We start from the raw sequence: 23,431 nt of genomic DNA, 5'->3' as shown, positions 1-23,431 counted from the left end.
CAGAGAGCTTCGCTTAAAAAACGAAACCCCACGCTCCGAAGAATGCGGGGTTTGGTCGAGCCTCGGGCGCCCTGCCTGAGACACGGTCCTCGATACCGTTTAACAAATATTATTTGAACGCTGGACTGATAATCGTCGAGATGAGTTGCACAACGGCCAGATGCGTCGCCTCGGGAATTCCGTCGACATTAGCGTCGATGACATTTGCTACCGAGTTGATGAGGCCGACATCCACGCCTCGCCTGAGAAGCGAAGCCTCCAACGCCGGCGTGTGTGCCAACGATGCTTTCCCTTGGCGAGCCGCGAACGCGCCCGCGATGGCATAGCAGCCCCAGTTGGAACACGCCGCTGTTACGAGCACGTCCGTTCCGGTCACCGCCCCGATGCCTGCGCTGCCATCAGGTCGTTTGTCGCCAAACTTGACGTGCTTTTGAACTGCGTCCATGACGACACCCATACCAATCTCGTTGCCACCATCGCCGACAGCAACCGTCGGGATTTTCCGCGCGATAGCATCATCGAAGAGGAAATCGATGCGAGCGCGTCCCATACCGTAGTCGATGCCGCGCATGCTGCAGTAGACGCCGTCGACGTTTCGACCGACGCGCTCTGTCGAGAAGAACAGTGCCGGCATGTACTTGTCGAGAAGCGATTTCGAAGCGTCCCGTGCCGCCGAGTCCTCGACAGGGAAAGACTCGACGCACACAACGGCAAGGCTGCCATCGTCGCGCGCGATTACTGCCTGTTCATAAGGGAGAACAGTCAGTCCTGCCGCCGTCAGAATCGCCGAAGTAGTCTCAATGAGCGTCTCTTCGACGAAGGTGATGCAAAGCGCTTTCTTTTCCAGTGAGAGCGCGCGCACGACTGCCGCAAGTCCGGCGGGACCATCGTTTTCGCCGATGGCGGGCGAAATCCACGCGCGTGACACTGAACCGGTGGTCACAAAGACGTTCGCTTTTTCGGGGATGGCCGCGAGCGCATCGGCCGCGGCACCCACGAGGGAGCCGCCTTGTCGCTCCCGGGCAGCCAGATAGAGATGCTCAACGCCGCGTCCGCCCAGGTCCAACGAGACAAGGGCATCCAACCTATTGTCGACGGCTCTGAAATTACGTGAAGTCATATTTAGCTCCCTACGATAAGGCGTTTGATTGCGTCGGGGTTATCGATAATTTTCGCGACCTTATCGAGAGACTCCATAACCGCCGTCACAACAGCGTCGAAGCCCCCGACGCGACCCAGTGCGTCGAGCGTTGGCTTAAGACGTAGTGACACGCGTGCGCCCGGCTGCCCGTGGGTGTTCACGGTCAATACGCCGTAGTCCTGGAGCAGTACCATGCCAAGCGCCGATGTGGCTTCGCATGGGACGACGACCGGCTTCGAATCTTCCTTGCCCGCGAGCTTCAGGAGCACGCGCAGTACGGCATCTTCTTCAACCATCGGTCCGAGGTCGCTACGCTGGACAAGCTCCTTGCCTAACTTTTCCTCAAGGACGGCAGCGAGCTGCTGACCCGCGACAGACTCCTTGCGCAGGTCTTCAGGTTCATATTTCTGGAGCGACCGAAAAACAGCAGCTGCAATCGGAGCCCGTGCCTCCATACCAAACTCCGCACCTTTTGCAGCTGCTGCGGTCACCAACTCCGGACGCCCAACGAGAACGCCTGCACGCGGACCTGACAGCCCGGCCTTATCGCAGTTCGTGATGGAGATATCCGCGCCCATCTGAAGGCTCAACCGACCGCCGTGCAACACAGTCCGTAGACGTGCGCCATACGCTTCGTCCAGAAAGACCTTTGCTCCGAGTGCGTGGGCGTATTCGGTGACCTGGGTCGTGATATGGTCGTCCAGACGCTCGAGACTGCTCGTGACCGTGGTGATGACCACTAGAGCAGGCGCGTTCTTCTGAATCGCCTCTGCCCACTCTTTATCGCCTTGAACCTCGATGACCGGGACGTCGGCGATTTTCGAACCACGGACAACCGATGCGTGCGAACGTCCACCGGGCGGGACCACTGACACCACGGGTTTGCCGTTCGCCAGCGCCGCGATTATCGCAATGATGCCGGCGCTGGTTCGATTGAACGTGGCAACAGCGTCGTCGGTCTTTCCGCCCATGTGACCAATGGCGACCTGGCGCAGAGATTCCGCTTCAAGTCCCGGCCCAACCCACTCTTCGCAGAGCGTTGCAATGTCTTCCGGCTTAATCGGGAAGTCGCGCTGATTACCCGTGAATACGCCTATCGACTCTGCGCCAAGGGTTTTCACACGTTTCGCAGCAACGGCCTGCCCATGGCGAAGCCGGAGTGCCTCGTCGATGCTGGAGCGGATGATGTCGCCTCTCGCGAAGCCTACTGTTGGGTCGATGGGGTTTCCAAAGCTGTCCGTCTTCACGGGACTCGTGGTCGGGGTGCTTGCTGCCTTGGTGGCTTCCTTGACGTCATTCATGACTTACACCTGTGTATTCAAATGGGTGCTGCTGCGAGAGTGTTGGGAGGGCGCCCTGCGTAGTCATAGCGACACAGTGACGATGCTTCGCAAGAGTTCGACGAACGAGGTATGTCCTTGCCAGTTGATGCCGTCCACCGCGACCTCAGCTTTCGACGTCGCACCGTCTCTGGCACCGGCTCTCACTGTTGCCTCAATCAGCTCGTGTTCGAGGGCCTGGGTATGAAGCACATCGATGTTTCCAGTCTTCGCGGCCAGCGCTGCGGCGATTGCATACGCACCCCAGTTCGAGACCGACGCACTGACAACCACGTCGGTCGCCGTCACCGTGACAACGCCGGATTCATGCCCAGCTAGCGATTTTCCGCCCAGAGGGTGCACAGCAGTAATGGCATCGCGAACCGCGCCAAAGCCAACTTCATTCCCACCGTCGCCAACGCCAATCGTCAGCACCCCGCGCCTGCGCGCAAAATCAGCGAGCAGGTATACGTGACCGACATCCTCAGGGTTGCGACAATCACCTCGCACCCCGTGGAAATAACCTTCCTTGTTCGGGCCATCACGTTCGACGAAGACGACTGCGCTCGGTCGGTACTCTTCCATCAACGTTTGCGCGATATCGCGACCAGCCTCAAGACCAAGCGGGAAGCACACCGTCGAAATTGCGGCGGGTTCGTCAGATTGAGCATTGACGGTCGCAGCGACCGCCATCACGGGGGCTGCATGTGCGTCTTCGGTGACGAGGATGACACGCACCCCGAAGGCGACTACCAGCGCACGGGCGAGAACCGCCGCGCCGACCGGGCCATCTGTTTCACCTTGCGGCAGATTGGGTGGTGTCCCGGCTCCCGTGGCAATGAAGACAACGTCACCGCGGGACAATGTGTCGGCGAGCTTTCGTGCTGCGAGTGAACTGAGTGGCTCTCCATGGTGAGCGCGGCACACGTTGTACATCGGCACTACGTAGCCTGCTGGAAGACCGCCGTTTAGCGGGCGGATTTCCACTGTCATAAGACGGTCAATCCGCTCACCTGTAATCTGGTCGGTAATCGAAGTCATTGTTGCGCTCTTTTTAACGGTCGATAGGTTCACGATAGGTCTCCTTCACGAGAAGGACGCAGACCAGTGAAATGATTGCCGCCACTACTACGTACCAGGAGACGGACATCGAGTTGCCACTTCGCGCCACGAGCCAGGCGGCAATTAGCGGCGTCGGCGCACTGGAGATAATCCCGGAGAGCTGGTACGCGGTCGACGAGCCGCTGAACCGGTAACGAGTCGGGTACTGCTCAGCGTAAATAACGCCATGCAGCGAGCCGGTGGACGCGTGGCCGATGCCGAGGCCGAGAGCAAGTCCGACCGTGATAAGTACGGGGTTCGCAGTATCGAGAAGCCAGAACAACGGAAATGCGTAAAGTGCGAAGAAGATGGCACCGAACCCGTAGACGACTCGCCGGCCAACCTTGTCCGAAAGCCATCCGAAAACCGGTTGCATGAAAAGGTCGACCGCAGCTGCTACGAGAAGCCCTGTTGAGGCAACGCTTCTCGGCAGGTGCAATGTTCCGGTGATGTACGTCAGCGCATAAACGGTGATGAGGAAGTAGCCGACGTTCGCCACAGTCTGGAAGAACACCATGATGACGGTCTTCTTCTTTTCGTTTTGCCATACTTCAAGCAGCGGGGCGCGCGATACATTGCCGGACTCTTTGACCTTCTCAAAAGCTGGTGGCTCAGATACCTGCAAGCGGATGTACATCCCGACTGCCAGCAGGGCGAGACTGAAGATGAACGGCAAACGCCATCCCCATGCGAAGAACTGCTGGTCCGGCAACGCGGAAACGAGAGCGAATGCCCCGGTGGACACCAGCAAACCGGCCGGTACACCCATTTGCATAGTGCTTCCGAAAAGACCTCTACGGCCCTCTGGCGCATGCTCGACAGACATTAGCGCTGCGCCACCCCATTCACCACCCAAAGCGAAGCCTTGAATGACGCGCAGGAGAATCAGAAGCGCGGGGCTCCAGTGACCCACTGCGTTGTAAGAAGGCAGAAACCCAATGCCGGCAGTGCAAAGCCCCATGACAAGCAGCGTGAACACCAACATCTTCTTGCGGCCCATCCGGTCACCGAAGTGACCGATGACCATACCTCCAAGCGGGCGCAGCACGAATGCAACAGCGAAGGAAGCCATCGAAGCAAGCGTTGCCAGCTCCGGGGTCAAGTCGTTAAAGAAGACTTTCGGAAATACCAGTGCTGCGGCTGTACCGTACAGAAAATAGTCGTACCATTCGACGGTCGTGCCGATGAACGAACTGAATGCTGCTCGCGTCGAAACGCTGCGAGCCTCCTTAGCTTCGTCCGAAGCCGTTGCTGCCAGATTTGCGCTCATGATTAACTCCCAACCTGTTGCCCAGTAAAGGTGTGGTGGTAACCCGGTCGGTCGCCGGGCTACCTTATCTGCAGCGTTATACGTTGATAGTCACGCTCTTTCTGGACGTGTACGCTTCCAGCGCCCCTTCAATCGAATACTCGGCACCGATACCGCTTTGCTTCGCGCCGCCGTATGACATACCCGGAATCTGGCCGCCGGCGCGATTGACCTGCAACCAGCCTGCATCGATTTTTTCCGTGACGCGCAGCGCCGTAGTGAGGTCGTTCGTGAAGACATACGCAGCAAGGCCGTAGACGGAGTCGTTCGCCCATTGCAAGACTTCCTCTTCTTCCTTCCAGGGCAATGCCACCAGAACCGGGCCAAAGACTTCTTCGCGGCACACACGCCAGTTGTTGTCGACACCAGTGAAAATCACCGGTTCAGGGAAGAAGCCTTTTGCTTCGTCGACCGTCGGCGGCAACGAGCCCGTCAAAACCTTCGCACCGCTGCTGATGGCTTCTTCGATAAACGCGCGGACTTCCGAGTAGCGTTCAGCGCTGATGATTGCGCCGATGTCGCTCGATTCATCCAGTGAATCGCCGATTTTCAGTTCCTTCACCTTGGCGACGACGTTGGTCATTACCTGGTCCCAGACGCTTTCGTGCACATACAAACGCGAGCCGGCGGTACAGGACTGACCTTGGCGAGCGAAGCGCATCGCGTTGATGATGCCTGTGACCGTCGAGTCGAGATGTTCCGGCGTAGCTGCATCCGGGTAGACGATGCACGGGCTCTTGCCACCGAGCTCCAGCGTTGCATGACCGATGCGGTCAGCAACCGCGTGGCCGACCAGCTTGCCGACTTCCAGCGAGCCGGTGAACGAAACCTTGGCGACATTCGGATGCGCCGCCAGAGGTGCGCCGGCATCGATACCCGTGCCCGTCACCACGTTGAACACGCCCGCTGGGAACAGGCCAGTCGCGAGCTCCGCGATTTTGATAACAGCGAGGGGGGCGTCTTCGGCCGGCTTCAAGACCAGCGTATTACCGGTGCCTAGCGCCATACCGATTTTCACGGCCGCCAGGACAACCGGCGAATTCCACGGAATGATGGCGCCGACAACGCCGAGCGGTTCACGCGTCGTATAGCTGAAGAGACCCGGGCCCAGCGGAAGCGTTTCGCCCTTTTGTTCGGCGATGACACCGCCGTAGTAACGCAGAACTTCTGCGGCGCCCAGAACTTCCGGGCGGCTCTGTGTGCGCAGTGCATTGCCGCTTTCCGCGGCGAGAACTCGAGCGATTTCTTCGGCGTTTGCGGTAATGCGATTGCCCAGTTCAATCAGGAGGGCGCCGCGTGCACGCGATGCCATACGACGCCATGTCGGGAACGCAGCGCTCGCTGCAGCGACAGCCGCCTTGACGTCCTCTTCGTCGCTCGCGCCGATGGAGACAATCTTCGTGCGACGCGACGGATTTTCGACATCGAAGGTCTTGCCCTTCGCGGGGGTGCGCCACTCGTTGTTAATCAGCAAGCCGGTAACGCCCGCCTTCGGAACGACGATTTCAGCGGAAACGTTGTCAGTCATGGAATTCACGGTATGTCCTTTGGTGTTCACTTTGCTTGCTGGGCGGCCGGCAGGCTAAGGCGCACGCCGAGCAGTTCTTCGTAGATTTCATTCACGCTGGTCGAATCCTTCCCGCCGAGGCCCTTTGCGCGAGCTGCGTTGTAGGTTTGCAGCACGAGTTGGCCGAGCGGCATCGGAAGATTCGAGAATTCGTCGAGACACAACTTGATGTCTTTGTGCATCAGGTCGATGGCGAAGTTGGCAGGGCGCTGCTCGGTGAATAGGGTCTTCGGCAAGTAGTCGAGCATCTTGCTGCCAGCGAGGCCGGCTGTCAGAACATCGCAAAGTACGTCGAGCTTCGCGCCTGCCTTGACGCTCGCGGTCAGGACTTCACCAAGCGCAACGGTATTGATTGCCGTGAGCAGGTTATGGCTCAACTTCGTGAGCTGACCCGCGCCGGTATCGCCGCAATGCACGACGCGGCCGGCCAGAACTTCGAAAATCGAGTTCAGTTTTTCGATAACTTCCGGGGAGCCACCGACCATCAGAACGAGCTTGCCGTTCTCGGCGCCGGCAACGCCGCCGCTCACGGGCGAATCGACGAAGCTAACTTTCTTTGCCGCAGCTGCGGCAGCAATCTCTTTGGTCGTCGCCGGGTCGACGGTGCTGAAGTCGACAATGATTGCGCCTTCTGCTGCCGTTTGCAGAACGCCAGTCTCGCCAGTCACCGCATCGCGGAGCGTCTTCGGACTCGGCAGGCTGAGGAGAATGCGTTCTGCGTCCTGTGCTGCGTCGGCCGGGCTCTTCGCAGCGATTGCACCCTTCGATGCGAGCGCGTCGACTGCTGCCTGGCTGGGGTCGAACACGCGCAGCTGATGACCCGCTGCGACCAGGCGGGCTGCCATACGGCCACCCATGCGTCCCACTCCGATAAATGCAACCTTCATTTAAGCTTCCTCCAACTGGAATCTGATTGGTTAAGCCGGGCAAAACGCACAACGCCTAAGTCATTGTCAGTCAAGGGTTTTCCCTTGTTTTGACCAGGAATTGCGTGCCGGTGATGTGACTATAGGAAGACAAATTTAGAAAAAAAAGACGACACTTTTTGACCCTATGAGTAAGTTTCACTTACCATTCGACACATATCCTTGTGGGAGCGCGGAATGCTCAACCTCAGCCGTCTTCACCTGTTGCACGAGTTGTCGGTCCTTGGGACGATTTCGGCGGTCGCGGAAGCGATCCAACTCACGCGGCCTGCGGTTTCTCAACAGCTCGCCCAGCTGGAAGAGGAACTCGAGACGGTTCTAATCGAGCGGTCGGGTCGCGGCGTTCAATTGACGCCCGCCGGACGGCGCCTGGTGGCGAGAGCGACCGGCTTGTTCGAAATGGTTGCCGACATTGAATCCGAGGTCGCCGCAGCGAACGTGGAGGTCAGCGGCGAGGTGCGTATGTCGGCATTCGGCTCGCTAGCAAGCAGTGTGGTGCCAGTCGCCATCAGCCATCTGCTTAAGGAGCACCCTCAGCTGAACGTCATCTTTACTGAACTGGAACCATCCGAGGGCCTGCGAGCGGCGGCGGCAAAGCAGACCGACCTCGCCATCGTGGATGACCTCGTGAGCGCCGAAGCACTTGCTAGCGCACTTGAGTTTCATCCTTTGTGTGTTGACCACTTTGATGCGGTTGTATCGTCGAAGCACAAGCTTGCAGGACGAAAATCGATTGCGTTATCGGACCTCGCGCACGAGCGCTGGGCGCTGAATCAGTCAGCGGCGACCTATCACACGTTCCTTCTGAACGCATGTTATGCGGGAGGCTTCACCCCAAAGGTAACGACCAGCAGTCGCAATACCGCAGTAACGCTTGAAATGGTTAGGACAGGCTGTGCTGTCGCTGTCTTACCAAGGCTCGCATTGCGCCAAGTCGAGAAAGACTCCGATTTTTCGATTATTCCGATTGACCCCGAGTTGAACCGGCGTGTGTTCATTGCGTTGCCGCGTGGAACGGCGAAGCGCCCTGCCGTGGCAGCGGTCCTCGATGCGCTGACCATGTCAGCTACTCCGGGCGAGTAATTCCTCGCGTGAAACACCCCAAGGTGTCGGGACGAAGTGATTCAGGGAACGGCGCATTCAATGACTACAAGCAGTGAGTACCCAAGTGCGACTTAATCGATTTGTACAAGCGGGGCCGGCCGTGCCTCTGAAATTGGGCAGTGCTTCCTCTCTTAACATTTCACGGCTCAGATAGCACCCAGTAAAGCCTGCCACGTCGAGTACGCGCCGTTGATGCCAAGCGCAACGACTCCTCCGCGTCGGTGATAATCCCGGAGAATCCCCCTCGTTTCACTTATTGCAGATGGCGGCACGATTGCCGGTCCAACGAAAAACGCTCAGGTCTTCAACGCTAACCATGCCCATTGACATGGCATCCAACTAACGCCTATCGACGGCGATATCTGTATTTTCGATGTCGATACGCCGAAACGGCGGTCCTCGCACTCCGTCGTGTTCCAATTATTCGAACTACTTTACAAACGGCGGGAATGTCAGCTCGTTCGGGATTCGTACGCACTATCTACTCGCCATCTTGTGCGTTTACAGTTGGTTTTCGAGACGACTATCGGTGCTTAGCAAGCGGCACCGCTTTACGCGGCTGGAACGCTGCCAATCCGATTTTCAGGAAGTACCATGACCAGACAACCGATTGTGAACCGAACCAGGTTCGATAGCGTGATGGTCCCCACCTATTGCTGCCTCTATCATCCCCGTCCGGGCCGAAAATCTATGCGCGGCACACACGCCAGCTAGTGTCGACACCGGTGAAAATCACCGGCTCAGGGAAGAAGCCTTCCTGACTCTTCCGTACAGATTTAAGAGGCATGCCTTGTAACCTGTGCATCTGAACTTGGGAGGATAGCAGCCGATAGCTGGATACTGGCGACGCAGAGGACAAGGAGAGTGGCGAAGCCCTTGGCCACTGCATCATCGACTCCTAGCGGGCACCTAACGCTGCTGACCAGGGCGAGTACGCGTCGCTGATACCTCTCGCGACATCTCCCGACCGCCTATCGACGATGCTCGGACGAGCAAAGTTAATCGGAAGTACATTATGGTCGACGACCTCAAGTGGCCCAGCGGCCCGCAGCGCCTCGAGAATCTTTGTGTCAAACCGCCGGTCCGCAGTCACCATGTCTGGACCCGAAACGTCGATTCGCGGCCAATGCCCCGCCTCTTCGACATTCATGTCGAAGTCGTGCACCAGCAGGAGAATTTGTGCAACCGCCGCCATGATTCGCCGGCCCCCAGCTGCGCCGGCCGCCAACGTTGGGGTACCGTCACGCGAGACGATAGCAGGGCACATGTTCGTGAGGGGCCGCTTGCTTGGTCCGACGGAGTTGACATTTCCTGGACGCGGGTCGAACCACAAAATCCCATTGTTCATAACGAGTCCAGTGTTGGGGAGCGTCACGCGGCTACCCATAGATGATAGAAGCGTAGTCGTCATCGAGACCATCGAACCTGACGCATCGCAAACACTGAGATGAGACGTACAACCCTGTTCTTTGGGTTCCACGTCCCCAACTGTTTCGAGTCGATGCGCGTACGCCGCTCGCATTGCCCTCGCTAGGTCGGCGTACCACTCACCGGAAGGTGTATCTTGGGCTGGCGATTTGGCGGCGCCTCGACTTAGCAGGTCAAACAGGTGGGCAAGGGTCGGTCCAGCGTTCAGACCGGAAGATAGCTGTATGGTGCTTCCATGCCATGGCACAGCTATTGGCGCATGAACATCTGGGCGATATAACCTCAGTTCGTCGGCATCTATCAACCCACCCAGCGAAGCAATGTCAGCAACGACGCTCTGTGCTATTGCACCTTCGTAGAAATCCCTCCATCCCCCCCGCCCAATCTGCTCAAGGGTCGCCGGCAACTGCCCTAGCGACATGAATCCAGGTGTGCCCTGATACGGCGGAACTGGCGGGAGACCATCTTTCAGAAAGATTTGACTGCTCGTTTGGTACTTACGCAATAAAGGGGCGGCTTGGGCCAGCATTAGCGTGGTGAACCAATCGAGCGAGAGCCCTCGTTTTGCAAGGGCAATTGCTGGCGCAACGACTTCCTTGATGGGCATCGTACCCCATCGTTCGAGCATAAGACCATAGCCGGCAACGGCAGTTGGTAGGCAAAAGGATAGCGGACCGTGCGCGTTCGCGTCGTCGTTCACCTGAGGCCATGGAAATAGGTCATTCCCGGGCTTACCGGTCAACGGAAAGAAACCCGGTGAGATGCGAGACGGTGCCACCGGACCAAAATGTACGGAGTGAGCGCGGCCCTCATCGGACTTATGGACCAGGGCGAAGCCAATACCGCCAAGTCCAGAGTTCCATGGTTCGACCGCGGCAAGCGCAAAGGCCGTTGCGACAGCTGCATCAACCGCATTACCACCAGCCTCTAGAATCGACGTTCCGGCTGCCGATGCGTCGTAAGCCTGGGATGCAACGACTCCTCTCGCTGATTCCACGGCGGGCTTTCGCACAGTCCAATGGTGAATCGGGTACTCGGTCGGGTTGAAGGGAATCATCGAGGGTATCCGTATCGACATTTGTAGGTGCATGCACTCGCTCGCAAACATCGAGACGAAAGCTACTGAGGCATTCCATCAATCATTCCGTAGCATGCACCCGCCACAATGGGCGCGACGTCAGGTGTCGTGGCAAAGGTGTTCTAAAAATTCGAACAACTTTCCAATTGGCGCAGTTGCTTCAATGTTTTTGGCTATTTGAAACTCCGGCAGGTCGTTCCCTAATCATAAACGGGCAATGAAGACAGCACGCTCCTACGAGCCCGCCTCACCGACGAGTCCAGACCATGAGCACCGAAGCAATCGAAACGATTCACACACGTACGGGTACCGGTAGCTACGCGAAGTTGTATTTGTTTGCCCTGCTGATTATCGTGGTGGCGGGCCTCATTGGTCCTGTTTCGTTCAATGTTGGGCCGGGAAAGGTGGTCCTCCTGCCCATGGTGTGGGCCATCCTGCTCGGGGGTGCCCTAGGACTAGCTCGCGGTTTTATGCCTGCTGCGTTGAGATTAGACGTTCCTCTGCAGTTCAAGTCATCCGCAATCCTGCAAGCCGGCCTGCTTGTCTTTACGGCCAAGCTCGGTTTAATGGTCGGAAGTTCTTTGCCAACAATTATGCGTGCAGGCTGGTCCCTTGCTTTCCAGGAACTCGGGCATTTCGTAGGCACTATTCTTCTTGGGCTTCCCCTTGCACTCATTTTGGGTATCAAACGCGAGGCCATTGGGGCCACGTTCTCTGTCGGCCGGGAACCTAGCCTGGCAATCATTGGAGAACGCTATGGCATGAACTCTCCGGAGGGCCGTGGTGTCCTGGCCGAATATTTGACAGGTACTATTTTTGGTGCGGTTTTCATCGCCATTTTTGCCGGTCTAATCACCAGCCTGAAAATCTTCGACCCAATTGCCCTGGCAATGGGCGCAGGAGTTGGGTCGGGCAGCATGATGGCGGCGGCGGCGGGTGCAATCGCAGCACAGCAGACGCCTGAGGTCGCGAAAACGGTCGCAACCTTCGCTGCCGCCAGCAATTTGATTACGTCTGTCGTCGGCACGTATTTCACACTTTTCATCTCGCTACCGCTCGCGGTGTTCACCTATAAAGTTTTCGAGCCGATTATTGGCCGAAAAACCAAGGCATCCGTGACATCTGAGCAATCGAGCGCTGAGGCGCGCGAACACGGCGACGCAAACGCGAGCGAACGACACGGCGAACTCTCATCAGGCGAACGATGGGTGGCGTGGATTGCAATTGCCATACTTTCGCTGATTAGTGACCTCATTTTGTACAAAACGAGTCCGGCGTCGGCGCTGCCCGGCATGGCCATTATCGTTGCATGTGTTGCCGCAGGCCACTACCTGACACGCGCGCTGAAAGGCGTCGTCCCCGCAGTATGCGTCATCTCAGTTGTAGCGATGTATCTGACGTCGCCCTGGTGTCCTTGGGCACCGTCCATTGTCGCCATCACTGGAAAAGTAAACTTCCTCGCTGCGACGCCGCCGATGTTGACGTTTGCCGGACTATCGCTCGCGAAAGACGTGCCGGCGTTTCGTCGCCTTGGCTGGCGCATCGTGCTGGTTTCCCTTGTCGCGAACGGGGGCACCTTCCTTGGGGCTACCGCGATTGCCCAAATCTTTCATCATTAAGCGAGGAAAAATGAAAGACGCACATATGGTCTCTCCGCATGGCGTGCTCAGCGAATGCTACGACACTGTTCGAATGGGCTCTCGTGCCGCAGTCGTTAGTAACCATCCAGTTGCAACCTCAATCGGCATGACTATCCTCGCTAACGGCGGCAATGCAATTGACGCCGCCGTGGCGGTAGGGTTCGCGATTGGCGTCGCGGAGCCAAACGGCTCGGGCATCGGAGGCGATGGTTACGTGATGGTCCACAAGGCAGCAGACAGGAGCGTTCACGTCGTCAATGGGACAGGCTCGTCGCCAATGGCAGCTCGCCCCGAATTTGGAATAGACAGGTTCGGAATCCGCTCCGCATCGGTTCCCGGAATTTTGGATGCGATGTTAGAAGCCCATGCGCGCTGGGGACGACTAACGCTTATGGAATGCATCTCTCCTGCTATCGCGCTGTGCCTCGACGGCGTACCGGTTAGCTTCTTTCAGGCTGAAATGACTCGGAAGTATGACCGGCTCCACCGGGACGCCGAAGCTTCCAAAATCTTCGCACCACAAGGCCAGCCCCTGAAACCAGGAGAAATTCGCAGGAACGCCGACCTGGCGCAAACCTACATTCACGTTGCCTCGCATGGTCGTGACTACTTCTACAACGGTCCGGTTGCAGATGCTATCGAGAAGTTCTCATCCGACACGAATGGACTCTTACGACGGGAAGACCTCGTGCGACATCGTGTGCGCGTCGAGGCACCTATCTCCACCACGTACCGTGGCAAGCACGTGTATGAAGCAGGCCCAAATTCTAGTGGCCATCTTTTGCTACAGCAGTTAAACATGTTGGAAAGTTTCGATATAGGAGCGATGGACTATCTCTCGCCAGAAGTGGTCCACCTCATGGTAGAGGCGAAGCGCCTCGCCTACATTGACCGCGAGGCTTTTCTATCGGACCCTGACGATACCGACATTCCTCTTCAAGGGTTGCTGTCCAAGCAGTACGCGGCGGAGCGGGTGGCTCTCATACGTCCTGAACGTTCGTTGGCGACAGTGTCTCCCGGAAACCCATGGAAGTACGTCGAAAAGAGGTTTGGAAAGCAAGCTCCCGCGGAATTCAAAGTTCTTAACGCTAAGGAAGACACGACACACTTTTGCATTGTGGACTCTGAGGGCAACGCAGTCAGTCAATTGCAGAGCCTCAATATGATGTTCGGCTCCCAGTCGGTCGTTCCCGGCACCGGCATCATCCTGAACAATCGAATGACTTACTGGCACCTGAACCCGGAACATCCTAATTATCTTCGTCCAGGCGCCCGTACCCGACACACAATGAACCCCGTAATGGTCTTCGACCGTCCCGCTGAGACCGGCGCACCGCTGCGCTGGGTCATGGGGACGCCAGGCGGCGACACGCAAGTCCAAAGCACGTTTCAAGTTATTTCAGCGATGGTCGACCACGGACTCAACGAGGCCGAGGCAGTGCAAGCACCCCGTTGGTGTCAGGAGCAAGATGGAACGTATTCCAATCATCCTCATTCGGTCGACGAGTTGCTAACGGTGGAGACGCGGCACGGCGACACATCGTTGGTGGACGGACTTGCTGCCCTGGGCCATGAGGTCGAGGGCATTGGTGCATGGAAAGCTCGTGGCAGTATGGGTATCATCGGCGTCCATCCCGAATCCGGTGCTCGGATGGCCGCTGCTGACTTGCGCCGCGATGGACAGGCACAAGCGATGTAACCGGACGCACCAGTGCGATATTCGAACCGACCTGCACGGGGTGTTGCGTTTATTCGAACATGTTTGCGACGCTCCCGCATGGGCAGAAAAATATAACCATTGCAAACTGAAGCCTCTCACCAGAGCGGTCCGCAGTGTGTAACGAAAGGACGCTCTGGCCATAACGTCACTATGGCATCAATGATGCGGTCGAGATAGTCGAGCGGCCCACTTGTTTGTCGCACAGGAAGCTGCAATGACCAGACAACCGGCAGTGAGCCGCCTCACATTTGATGACGTGATGGTTCCCACGTACTCCCCCGCCCCCTTTATCCCGGTTACGGCCGAAGGCTCTCGTGTACGGGATAGCGAAGGTCTCGACTACATCGACCTTGCAGGCGGGATTGCCGTCACAGCTCTCGGCCACGGACATCCGGAGGTTCTGGCCGCATTGGTCAGCCAAGCTAAACAACTTTGGCACATCAGCAATCTATACACGAACGAACCTGCTCTGCGCCTAGCTCGCCGGTTGACCGACGCGACTTTCGCCTCAAAGGTGTTTTTCGCAAATTCAGGTGCTGAGGCCAACGAAGCTGCACTCAAGCTCGCGAGACGTGCTGCTCATGGCCGCTTTCCGGCGAATCCGGAAAAGGGCAGGATTATTTCCTTCGCCCAATCATTTCACGGCCGGACACTTTTCACTGTGAGCGTCGGAGGGCAACCCAAGTATGCGAGCGGATTCGGCCCCCTGCCGGGTGACATCCAACATTTACCCTATAACGATGTCGAAGCAGCGCGTAGCGCAATCGGTGCGAAGACATGCGCCGTTATCGTAGAACCGGTGCAGGGAGAAGGGGGTATCCATCCCGCAAATAGGGAGTTTTTGACAACACTCAGGGCACTTTGCGACAGGCACGATGCGACGCTCATCTTCGATGAGGTACAAATTGGCATGGGCCGGTCTGGTTCACTCTATGCCTATATGGAGTACGGCGTCACACCCGACGTCCTAACGACCGCTAAATCGTTAGGAAACGGCTTCCCCATCGCAGCGATGTTGACGACGGACGAACTCGCGGCTCATTTCTCCCCGGGTACGCACGGGTCAACATACGGCGGCAATCCGTTGGGCGCAGCTGTGGCAGACAAGGTGGTCGAACTTGTCAACGTTCCGACGGTGCTCAATGGCGTACGCGAACGAAGCGCACATGTCCTTGCCGCGCTCCGCGGCATCAATGGCCGCCATGGAATCTTTAAGGAACTCAGGGGTATGGGTCTGCTGCTTGGCGCCGAGCTCAGCGATGACTTCGCCGGTCGCGCGCCCGATTTCGTGGCGGCAGCACTCAGTGCCGGTGTGATGATTCTCAACGCTGGACAGAACGTTCTGCGCCTAGCCCCGTCTCTCATCATTCCATTCGAGGACATCGACGAAGGTCTGCGTAGGTTTGAAAGCGCGATTCCGTCGGTTATTGATTCTCAGGCGACAGTGTGACTCGAGTCCGCTAGTCACGTTGCAACGGCTAGCGCGCGTTCAGAAATCCGGCGATGCGCTTCATGACTGCATCCGCGCCCCACTGCGTGTCCGTCAGCGCTCGACGAAAGCGCAGGAAACCATGTATCTGGCCTGGCACTTCAATGTGTTCGGTTTCGGTCCCTGCTGCGGTAAGGCGCGCTGCCAACTCCGCGCCTTCTCCGCTCAGAGGGTCAAGCTCAGCAGTAATCACGAGTGACCTTGGAAAAGACCCGAGCAAAGTCGACTGCAAAGGCGAAACCTTCGGTTCCATTGCTCTTTCCTGCAGGTCAACGAATGAGCATCCGATGTACTGCTCCCAATACCACTGCATGACCGGGCGTGTAAGCCTGTAACCTTCCCCAAGCTCATCCCAACTCCGATTACGCATCTTCGCGTCTGCGACAGGGTATATAAATGCAGCAGCCGACGGCAAGGTTTCATTTCCTGCTGCGAGACAGTGAAGGGCTGCTCCAACCAGCTGCGCGCCGGCACTATCGCCTGCAATTGCCAGCTCTGAACCGAATTCAGTGCAGCGTGCCGACATCGCACGGACCACTGCCAGGACTTGTTCTAGTGCACGAGGGAAGCGCTGCTCCGGCGACAGGTCGTAGTCAATGCTTATGACAAGTCCATTGGCTCGCAAGGCCAGGGAGCGACACAATACGTCGTACGACTCGATGGTGCCAGTCACCCATCCGCCCCCATGGACATACAAAATCATAAGCTCCGGCTTAGCCTCCCTTGGCTGATAGCAGCGAACAGGAACGTCCTCCCCGAACCCCGACGCCACCGCGTCCCAGACTCTAGCCACGACTTCACCCGGCCCGATGAGAGGTGCAAAAATCTCGTCATTGGTCATCCGCATCTGCTCGACGGAAGGCGCGCCAGCGCCTGGCGTTGCTTTGAACACCGTCGAAAGAAGTTCGGCGACCTGCGGGTGCGGCTTACGGTTCATGGGCGGATACCTGACGGATGGAAGACCACGAGTAATATGCCAGTCGTCAGGCTATTGCTTCGAGAGGAAGCGATGTACCAGTTTCACGAAGTAGCTTGAACCAATCGGCAGCAACTCATCGTTAAAGTCATAGCTGCTGTTGTGCAAAAGGCAAGGTCCGGCTCCGTGCCCGGGCGTACGGTGGTCCCCGCTCCCATTTCCGAGAAACGCGTAACAGCCAGGTTTTGCGCGCAGCATGAAAGCGAAATCTTCCGCTGCCATCGTCGGGTCGACGGAGGCATTCACCCTCCCGTCGCCGACCAGTTCGCGCATAACCTCCACAGCAAGTGCCGTCTGCGTTGCATCGTTCACGGTCGGCGGATAATTCCTATCGAACGCGACGTCGCACTCGCATCCGAACGCCAGTGCGGTCGCCGAAGAAATGGCGCGCAGCCGGTCCTCTATCAAGTCCAGCGTCTCATCCGAGAAAGTTCGTACTGTGCCGCCCAGCCAAGCTTCCGTTGGCACCACGTTCTGTGCTTCTCCGGCATGTACCTGCGTTACAGAGAGGGCTGCGGCTTCAATAGGGTTCTTGTTTCGGGTCAGAATGCTCTGGAGCGATGTCACGAGTTGTGCCGCTGCAATTACAGGGTCTCGACCAAGGTGGGGCATGGCGCCATGACAGCCGGCACCTATCAAAGTTATCTTGAACAGACTGGTCGACGCCATTATCGGCCCAGGACGAACACCGAAATTTCCGGCTGCAATTCCTGGCCAGTTGTGCACACCAAACACGGCGTCCACCGGAAACCGTTCGAACAGTCCATCGTCAATCATTGCCTGAGCTCCGGCCCCAGCTTCTTCGGCCGGCTGAAAGATAAACTGGACCGTACCATCGAACTCATTGTCGGCCGCCAGGTATTGAGCAGCGCCGAGCAGCATGGCTGTATGACCGTCATGGCCGCAGGCGTGCATCGCACCAGCGATGGTAGAACGATGTGCAAACTCATTGGACTCCTGCATCGGTAAAGCGTCCATGTCTGCGCGCAAACCAATCGCACAGGCGCTCGTTCCGCGCTTAAGCGTCGCAACTACCCCTGTCTTTCCTACGCCCCGGGTCACACTTAATCCCCATTGCTCGAGCTTTGCCGCGACAAGTTCGGAGGTTCGGACAACGTCGTAGCCGACTTCCGGATGGGCGTGGATATCGCGCCGAATGGCTTGGATTTCCGCCGCACGAGACAAAATGTCGTCAATGATTTTCATCTTTTACACCTTTGTGTTCGGCCATTCGGTCTAGATTTGGCGACCGCGAGAAGCCTTCGACCGACGTCGAAAGCTTACTCAACATTCAATAATGTTGACCGCTAGCCCGCCCCGAGACGTTTCTTTGTACTTCGTTTTCATATCCGCGCCCGTCTGCATCATGGTGCGAATCACTGAGTCTAGCGAGACATAGTGCGAGCCATCGCCATGCATCGCCATCCGTGCCGCATTTACCGCTTTCACAGAGCCCATCGCGTTGCGTTCAATGCACGGAATCTGCACCCTGCCGCCGACCGGGTCACATGTCAGCCCAAGGTTATGCTCCATGCCAATCTCGGCGGCATTCTCGACCTGCTCTACCGTGCCGCCCATGACTGCGCAGAGCCCTGCCGCCGCCATCGAGCAAGCAACGCCTACCTCACCTTGGCAGCCAACCTCTGCCCCGGAAATGGACGCATTGAGCTTGTACAGAATGCCAATGGCCGCTGCGGTCAGCAGAAATTCGATGACCCCTTGGTGGCTCGCGCCGGGAATGAAGCGAACGTAGTAGTGGAGAACTGCGGGAATGATTCCAGCCGCACCGTTCGTGGGGGCTGTCACTACTCTGCCGCCTCCGGCGTTCTCCTCGTTGACCGCCAATGCGAAGAGGTTCAGCCAGTCCATGGCTGCGTGCGATTGGTCGGCCTCCGTGGCCGAGCGCGTCAGAAGCTTTTGATGCAACTGATGCGCCCGACGCTTCACCCCCAAAGGACCTGGCAATTTCCCGTCGCCGGCGCATCCCCTTGCTACGCAGTCCTGCATCACGTCCCAAATCTTCAAGAGGCCTTCGCGAATTTCCGTCTCAGAGCGCCATGCGAGTTCATTCGCGAACATCAGCTCCGCTATTGACCTATTGTTTCGGGCGCAGAGTTCGAGCAGTTCTGCACCGCTTTCAAATCGATAGGGAAGTTGCTGCGCCGCCGTCATCACCTGAGCGTTGTCCGCTCCGGCAGTCACTACGAACCCTCCGCCGACGGACAGATAAGTTCCAACTCGAAGTTGTTCGCCGTTCGCCCCGAAGGCAATCAGCTTAAGCCCATTGGGATGCTCGGGCAGTGCCTGACGATAGAAGCCAATATCGTGGCGCGCGGAGAACGGAATGGACCGCTCATGAATCAACGTGATTGACTGCGACGACGCCACCTCATCGATGCGCGGTGCAATCGAATCTGGGTCGATAGTATCCGGTGCTTCGCCCATCAGGCCGAGCAAAACACCAATATCGCTGCCATGACCTTTGCCCGTTGCTCCAAGCGACCCATACAGCTCCGAACGAACACGATGCACATACGGCAGAAGCCCGTCCTTCTTCAGTCCCGTTACAAAGAGATAAGCTGCGCGCATTGGGCCAACGGTATGCGAGCTCGAAGGACCGATGCCTATCTTAAATAGGTCGAATACACTGACTGCCATAGCTGGGTAACCTGATGGGTGTTATCCGGATGGGCTCGCGAAAGAACAGGTTCGAATACCATCCTTCCGCCCGACACGTCAGACGTGGAAAATCTGCGCGACAAGTGATGCACCGAGAAAGGTGCCCGCGTTGGCGACGAACGAGACAAGAACGATTCGCCATCCGAGCCGCCGGAATGCAGGGATGTCCTTTGCGATGGACAAACCTGCAAATGTCAGCATCGGAGTCGTAACACCGAGAAAATCATTCTGCGCGCTAAACGCAGCAATCTGCGTCGCCCAAGGACAAACGGGTGACGTCAGGAACATGGCGACTAGCGAGACCCAACAAACTGCCGGAATTTTCCGACCCGTGAGTCTGGCAATCCCGTCGCCGACTACAGTCGCGAGCACCATGATTGCCATGCCCGGCAACCCTTGGACCGGCGTCGTTCCGTGGATAATCCAGTCGCAGACAAGGGCGAGGACAGCAGTAACTCCCCACGCCAGCAACTTTCCCGCATAGCCCAATTCAGGCGCCTCGGTTTTCACCTCACCCAGCTTCGGCGCGGAGTTCTCGATAGCCTCGGAAGCAGAAGACGCCTTCGTCGTGCGCCCAATGAGCGGCTCAAGGACGCGGTAACCCCAAATCGCAAGCGGGAGAGAAATGAACAACGTAAAGTACGTACCAACCGTTGTCGTGATGAGGTTACTGGCCGCAGCAAAGGTCAGAACCGTCTTGGCCATTTCTGGTATTTGCTGAGCGGCGATAGCTCCCGAAGCCGCCGCCATCATGCTGCCAGAGCCGACGCCGGAACCCATCGCCAACGCCAGCGGATGGAAGATTCCCAGGCTGGCTACGAACCCGGCAAAGATAGCGATGAAGACCGCCCCAAAGACGGTGCCAGTCAGATATTCGGCGAGGACGCCACGGCCTTCGGCGGAATCCATGCCGTATTTTTCGCCAATGATGGCAAGACTCGGCTCACGTCCGACTGAAAACGTAGCTCCGATGGCTTCACGCTTGATACCGAGAAGAAGCGCTAGCGGAAGCCCGAGCAAGATGGTGCCGACAAAGTGCCCCAACTCCTGGAATGCGAGCGCCCAACCGGCGGCAACCAGTTTAGGTAATGCGCTGCCGACCATCAGACCAAGCTTGGCCACAAACAGCAGCAGAGCTGGTTGCAATATTGCCGCAGCCAGGAACTGAGTCTTTACGTCGAGTCGGGCCGGACTGCGCCAGCGGTCGCTCACAAGTCCGAGGGCCGCGCCCATGAGCAGCGCCCAAATCATCGGCAGCAAGACGACCTTGCCCGGCCCCACCTTGAAAGTGAACGACCCGATGAATTCTGCAATGACAAGAATCACAGCCGCGTAAAAGAGCAGCTTCGCGCCCCTAAAGCCCATACTATCCGACTGCCCGGTTGTCAGCGTGTGTTCCATCATCACTCTCCTTAGAAAATACCCCCGCTTCCTGGAATCACGGGGGCACGCAGGGCTTTAGTTGTCCACGTATCCGAACGGGGTCACGGGGTTCATCGCCGTTTCGACCCACACGCTCTTGGTCTGCGTATACTCGTACAACGCCTCCACACCGCTTGACCGACCATAGCCGCTGCGGCCATAACCACCGAAAGGTGAAGCTACGTTAATTGACTTGTAGCCGTTAATCCAGAAGGTGCCAGCGTTTACCTGAGCTGCAACGCGATGCGCACGAGCAACGTTTTGCGTCCATACCGCACCAGCAAGGCCGAATTCGCTGTCGTTGGCAATGGCAATCGCTTCCTCTTCCGTATCGAACGGAATCGCAGCAACCACCGGACCGAAGATTTCAGTGCGGGCCACATCCATGTCGTTCGTCACGTTAGACAGGACAGTCGGGCTGACAAAGTAGCCCGCCTTCGACCGCTCAAGCGTGCCGGCCGAAAGCGTTGCGCCGGCGTCGACGCCGTTCTGAATCATCTTCACAACGTGCTCGTACTGAGTCTTGTTGTTGATGGGTCCCACTTCCGTCGCGTCGTCGAGTGGTGCGCCGACCTTGATTTTGCGGGCACCATCCGAAACCATCTTGACAAACTTGTCGTAGATGGGGCGATGCACCAGAAGACGGGAGCCAGCAACGCAGCTCTGACCAGCAGCAGCGAAGATTGCTGCCTGGGCGCCGAGCGCGGCCAGACGCAAGTCAGCATCCTCGAACACGATGTTTGCCGACTTACCACCCAGTTCAAGAACGCACGGCAGCGTGCGTTTGGCGGCAGCTTCAGCAATGCGCACACCGGTTGCAGGAGAACCAACAAAAACAACCTTCTTCACAGCTTTGTCCGCAATCGCTGCTTGTGCCACCGTGTGGCCGTATCCGCTGAGCACGCTGACCAGGCCCTTCGGGGCGCCGGCGCGCTCAATCAGCAGACCGACGACGAGGGAGGTGAACGGAGTCAGTTCCGACGGTTTGAGCAAAACCGCATTACCCATCGCGATAGCTGGCGCAATCTGCCAGCCGCAGGTATTCATCGGCGCGTTCCACGGCGTGATTTGAAGCACCGTGCCCATCGGCTCACGACGTGTGTAGTTGAGATGGCTCGTCGGAACCGGGATGACTTCACCGTAGAACTTGTCCGCCCAGCCGCCGTAGTACTCGAACATCTCCGCAACCTTCGCGACCTCCCCTCGGCAATCGCGAATCGGCTTGCCTGCAGCGATGGATTCGAGACGCGCGAGCGGTTCGATTTCGGCGCGAATTTCGCGGGCAATTGCGAACATAACCCGGCCGCGCGCAGCGTGCGTCAGCGCCCACCATTCTTTCTGCGCCCGCTGCGCAACCTCGCTGGCCAAGGCAACGATTTCAGCGCCTCCGTCCGCGTACGACATGCTCTTCTCGCCGGTTGCCGGGTCGAAGAGTTGAATCTGTTCGCCTTTACCTGCCACGAGCTCGCCATCAACGAAGGAACCCATTTCCTTTGAATTCGGAAAATAATGGGCAAAGGCGGTCAGCAGATTTTCGGTTTGATTCGCTTGCATTAGATTGCTCCTTTTTCGGTTCGATTACTTCGGCTCGATGAACTGGACGATGCGGTTGAAATCCTCGGCGTCGCCAATGCTCTTCTCGCTTTCAGCCCAGAGCCGACCGGTCTCGGTCGATACGGGCGCATTGGCACCAACACTGGACAGCAATGCCATCGCGAGACGGATGTCCTTGCGCATGAGCTTCATCGTGAAGCCGGAGTCAAACTTGTTGTTGAAAATCCACGTCGGATAGTTCGTCAGGGTCGAGCTGTTTCGACCGGAACCGCCATTCAGCGCCTCGACCAGCTTTTCCGGATTCACGCCAACAGCTTCCGCGGCTCGCAACGCTTCGCTTGTGGCCAGCAAATGGACGCCGGTCAAAAGGTTGTTGATGATTTTTGTGACGTGACCTGCGCCCACCGGGCCGACATGCACGCGCTTTGCGCTCATAACAGAAAGGATGGGCTCGACTGCAGCAACGTCTTCGTCGGAGCCACCGAGGACCATAATCATCGTTGCCGTCGCGGCGCCCTTCGGGCCGCCGCTTACAGGGCCGTCGACCCAACCCACATTGACTTCAGCCAACGCAGCAGCAACCTTCTTCGTGCTGTTCGGGTCCGCCGTCGTTGTGTCCACGACGATAAGACCCGGCTTCGCATTGGCGACGACGCCACCCTCGCCAAGGACGACTTGCTCCACGATTGCCGAAGTCGGCAGCGAAAGAATCAGGACTTCCGAGTCACGCGTGATGTCGGCGATGGAAGCACGAGCAGACACGCCTTCCGCTTCCAGCTTTTCCGCCACGCCTGGCGCCGCGTCAAAACCCAGCACGTTGTATCCGCCGCGTTTGAGCGACAACGCCATACCGCGCCCCATGTTTCCCAAACCGATGACACCAACCGTCTTCATAAGTCCTCCGTTTCGAGCACGCGACCGACCTGGTAGAGCCCTCCACCAGTCGTCCAGCGCAAATTAGGTGTTGCCATATTCAAC

At 57.8% G+C, this 23,431-nt stretch carries 17 protein-coding genes; 4 read left to right on the top strand and 13 right to left on the bottom strand.

Translation table 11 applies throughout. The annotated features are described in order from the left end of the window. Window positions 1-109: 109 nt before the first annotated feature. From ACFSNN_RS00230 to ACFSNN_RS00205, 6 genes are all read right to left on the bottom strand, one after another. Entirely contained in the window at window positions 110-1,120 is a 1,011-nt protein-coding gene (locus ACFSNN_RS00230; protein WP_134461458.1) for a glutamate cyclase domain-containing protein, read from the bottom strand. 2 nt (window positions 1,121-1,122) lie between these two features. Then, window positions 1,123-2,442, bottom strand: a complete 1,320-nt coding sequence (locus ACFSNN_RS00225; protein WP_134461456.1) for a PLP-dependent aminotransferase family protein — start codon at window positions 2,440-2,442, stop codon at window positions 1,123-1,125. A gap of 63 nt (window positions 2,443-2,505) precedes the next feature. After that, a complete protein-coding gene (locus ACFSNN_RS00220) occupies window positions 2,506-3,534 on the bottom strand; it encodes a glutamate cyclase domain-containing protein (RefSeq protein ID WP_134461453.1) in 1,029 nt (342 codons plus the stop codon). Continuing rightward, complete coding sequence (locus ACFSNN_RS00215) at window positions 3,515-4,831, bottom strand: MFS transporter (RefSeq protein WP_134461450.1); 1,317 nt, start codon at window positions 4,829-4,831, stop codon at window positions 3,515-3,517. The genes ACFSNN_RS00220 and ACFSNN_RS00215 overlap by 20 nt, the downstream gene beginning before the upstream one ends. 76 nt (window positions 4,832-4,907) lie before the next feature. Next, the gene (locus tag ACFSNN_RS00210) at window positions 4,908-6,398 is read right to left on the bottom strand and encodes an aldehyde dehydrogenase family protein (RefSeq protein WP_134465525.1); all 1,491 of its coding nucleotides are present in this window, start codon (window positions 6,396-6,398) and stop codon (window positions 4,908-4,910) included. 26 nt (window positions 6,399-6,424) lie between these two features. Continuing rightward, a complete protein-coding gene (locus tag ACFSNN_RS00205; RefSeq protein ID WP_134461447.1) occupies window positions 6,425-7,324 on the bottom strand; it encodes an NAD(P)-dependent oxidoreductase in 900 nt (299 codons plus the stop codon). Window positions 7,325-7,540: 216 nt separating this feature from the next. On the opposite strand from ACFSNN_RS00205, the gene ACFSNN_RS00200 reads away from it, so the two are divergent. Next, window positions 7,541-8,446 carry a LysR family transcriptional regulator gene (locus tag ACFSNN_RS00200; RefSeq protein ID WP_134461444.1) on the top strand — a complete coding sequence of 302 codons (906 nt, stop codon included), beginning with the start codon at window positions 7,541-7,543 and terminating at the stop codon, window positions 8,444-8,446. Between the two features lie 919 nt (window positions 8,447-9,365). On the opposite strand, the gene ACFSNN_RS00195 is transcribed toward ACFSNN_RS00200, so the two are convergent. Beyond that, entirely contained in the window at window positions 9,366-10,952 is a 1,587-nt protein-coding gene (locus tag ACFSNN_RS00195; protein ID WP_208949549.1) for a gamma-glutamyltransferase, read from the bottom strand. A 287-nt stretch (window positions 10,953-11,239) separates the two neighbouring features. Here ACFSNN_RS00195 and ACFSNN_RS00190 point away from each other — a divergent pair, with 287 nt between their 5' ends. The 3 genes from ACFSNN_RS00190 (at window position 11,240) to ACFSNN_RS00180 (ending at window position 15,783) form a co-directional block, all read left to right on the top strand. After that, complete coding sequence (locus ACFSNN_RS00190; protein ID WP_134461441.1) at window positions 11,240-12,592, top strand: DUF3100 domain-containing protein; 1,353 nt, start codon at window positions 11,240-11,242, stop codon at window positions 12,590-12,592. 10 nt (window positions 12,593-12,602) lie between these two features. Next, on the top strand, window positions 12,603-14,312 hold the full coding sequence (gene ggt, locus ACFSNN_RS00185) for a gamma-glutamyltransferase (RefSeq protein WP_134461438.1): 1,710 nt from the start codon (window positions 12,603-12,605) through the stop codon (window positions 14,310-14,312). A 235-nt stretch (window positions 14,313-14,547) separates the two neighbouring features. Continuing rightward, the gene (locus ACFSNN_RS00180; RefSeq protein ID WP_134461435.1) at window positions 14,548-15,783 is read left to right on the top strand and encodes an acetylornithine/succinyldiaminopimelate transaminase; all 1,236 of its coding nucleotides are present in this window, start codon (window positions 14,548-14,550) and stop codon (window positions 15,781-15,783) included. A 28-nt stretch (window positions 15,784-15,811) separates the two neighbouring features. Here ACFSNN_RS00180 and ACFSNN_RS00175 read toward each other — a convergent pair whose 3' ends face one another. From ACFSNN_RS00175 to ACFSNN_RS00150, 6 genes are all read right to left on the bottom strand, one after another. Next, a complete protein-coding gene (locus tag ACFSNN_RS00175; RefSeq protein WP_134461432.1) occupies window positions 15,812-16,759 on the bottom strand; it encodes an alpha/beta hydrolase in 948 nt (315 codons plus the stop codon). A gap of 51 nt (window positions 16,760-16,810) precedes the next feature. Next, window positions 16,811-18,004: a M20 aminoacylase family protein gene (locus ACFSNN_RS00170; RefSeq protein ID WP_134461429.1), complete on the bottom strand. Its 1,194-nt coding sequence runs from the start codon at window positions 18,002-18,004 to the stop codon at window positions 16,811-16,813. A gap of 78 nt (window positions 18,005-18,082) precedes the next feature. Beyond that, on the bottom strand, window positions 18,083-19,456 hold the full coding sequence (locus ACFSNN_RS00165; RefSeq protein ID WP_134461426.1) for an L-serine ammonia-lyase: 1,374 nt from the start codon (window positions 19,454-19,456) through the stop codon (window positions 18,083-18,085). Between the two features lie 78 nt (window positions 19,457-19,534). Continuing rightward, entirely contained in the window at window positions 19,535-20,878 is a 1,344-nt protein-coding gene (locus tag ACFSNN_RS00160) for a DUF3100 domain-containing protein (RefSeq protein ID WP_134465523.1), read from the bottom strand. A gap of 57 nt (window positions 20,879-20,935) precedes the next feature. After that, a complete protein-coding gene (locus tag ACFSNN_RS00155) occupies window positions 20,936-22,453 on the bottom strand; it encodes an aldehyde dehydrogenase family protein (protein WP_134461423.1) in 1,518 nt (505 codons plus the stop codon). A gap of 24 nt (window positions 22,454-22,477) precedes the next feature. Next, complete coding sequence (locus tag ACFSNN_RS00150) at window positions 22,478-23,347, bottom strand: NAD(P)-dependent oxidoreductase (RefSeq protein ID WP_134461420.1); 870 nt, start codon at window positions 23,345-23,347, stop codon at window positions 22,478-22,480. Window positions 23,348-23,431 lie beyond the last annotated feature (84 nt).

Origin of the sequence: Paraburkholderia dipogonis (genome assembly GCF_042680985.1) — a bacterium.
GTDB lineage: Bacteria > Pseudomonadota > Gammaproteobacteria > Burkholderiales > Burkholderiaceae > Paraburkholderia > Paraburkholderia phytofirmans.
Note: the sequence above shows the minus strand (reverse complement) of the source record. Positions and strands in the feature narration are given on the sequence as shown.

What these genes read in the sequence shown, in the direction of transcription:
- ACFSNN_RS00230 (WP_134461458.1), bottom strand. Translation starts at nt 1,120, where the DNA reads ATGACTTCACGTAATTTCAGAGCCGTCGACAATAGGTTGGATGCCCTT.
- ACFSNN_RS00225 (WP_134461456.1), bottom strand. Translation starts at nt 2,442, where the DNA reads ATGAATGACGTCAAGGAAGCCACCAAGGCAGCAAGCACCCCGACCACG.
- ACFSNN_RS00215 (WP_134461450.1), bottom strand. Translation starts at nt 4,831, where the DNA reads ATGAGCGCAAATCTGGCAGCAACGGCTTCGGACGAAGCTAAGGAGGCT.
- ACFSNN_RS00210 (WP_134465525.1), bottom strand. Translation starts at nt 6,398, where the DNA reads ATGACTGACAACGTTTCCGCTGAAATCGTCGTTCCGAAGGCGGGCGTT.
- ACFSNN_RS00205 (WP_134461447.1), bottom strand. Translation starts at nt 7,324, where the DNA reads ATGAAGGTTGCATTTATCGGAGTGGGACGCATGGGTGGCCGTATGGCA.
- ACFSNN_RS00200 (WP_134461444.1), top strand. Translation starts at nt 7,541, where the DNA reads ATGCTCAACCTCAGCCGTCTTCACCTGTTGCACGAGTTGTCGGTCCTT.
- ACFSNN_RS00195 (WP_208949549.1), bottom strand. Translation starts at nt 10,952, where the DNA reads ATGATTCCCTTCAACCCGACCGAGTACCCGATTCACCATTGGACTGTG.
- ACFSNN_RS00190 (WP_134461441.1), top strand. Translation starts at nt 11,240, where the DNA reads ATGAGCACCGAAGCAATCGAAACGATTCACACACGTACGGGTACCGGT.
- ggt (WP_134461438.1), top strand. Translation starts at nt 12,603, where the DNA reads ATGAAAGACGCACATATGGTCTCTCCGCATGGCGTGCTCAGCGAATGC.
- ACFSNN_RS00180 (WP_134461435.1), top strand. Translation starts at nt 14,548, where the DNA reads ATGACCAGACAACCGGCAGTGAGCCGCCTCACATTTGATGACGTGATG.
- ACFSNN_RS00175 (WP_134461432.1), bottom strand. Translation starts at nt 16,759, where the DNA reads ATGAACCGTAAGCCGCACCCGCAGGTCGCCGAACTTCTTTCGACGGTG.
- ACFSNN_RS00170 (WP_134461429.1), bottom strand. Translation starts at nt 18,004, where the DNA reads ATGAAAATCATTGACGACATTTTGTCTCGTGCGGCGGAAATCCAAGCC.
- ACFSNN_RS00165 (WP_134461426.1), bottom strand. Translation starts at nt 19,456, where the DNA reads ATGGCAGTCAGTGTATTCGACCTATTTAAGATAGGCATCGGTCCTTCG.
- ACFSNN_RS00160 (WP_134465523.1), bottom strand. Translation starts at nt 20,878, where the DNA reads ATGGAACACACGCTGACAACCGGGCAGTCGGATAGTATGGGCTTTAGG.
- ACFSNN_RS00155 (WP_134461423.1), bottom strand. Translation starts at nt 22,453, where the DNA reads ATGCAAGCGAATCAAACCGAAAATCTGCTGACCGCCTTTGCCCATTAT.
- ACFSNN_RS00150 (WP_134461420.1), bottom strand. Translation starts at nt 23,347, where the DNA reads ATGAAGACGGTTGGTGTCATCGGTTTGGGAAACATGGGGCGCGGTATG.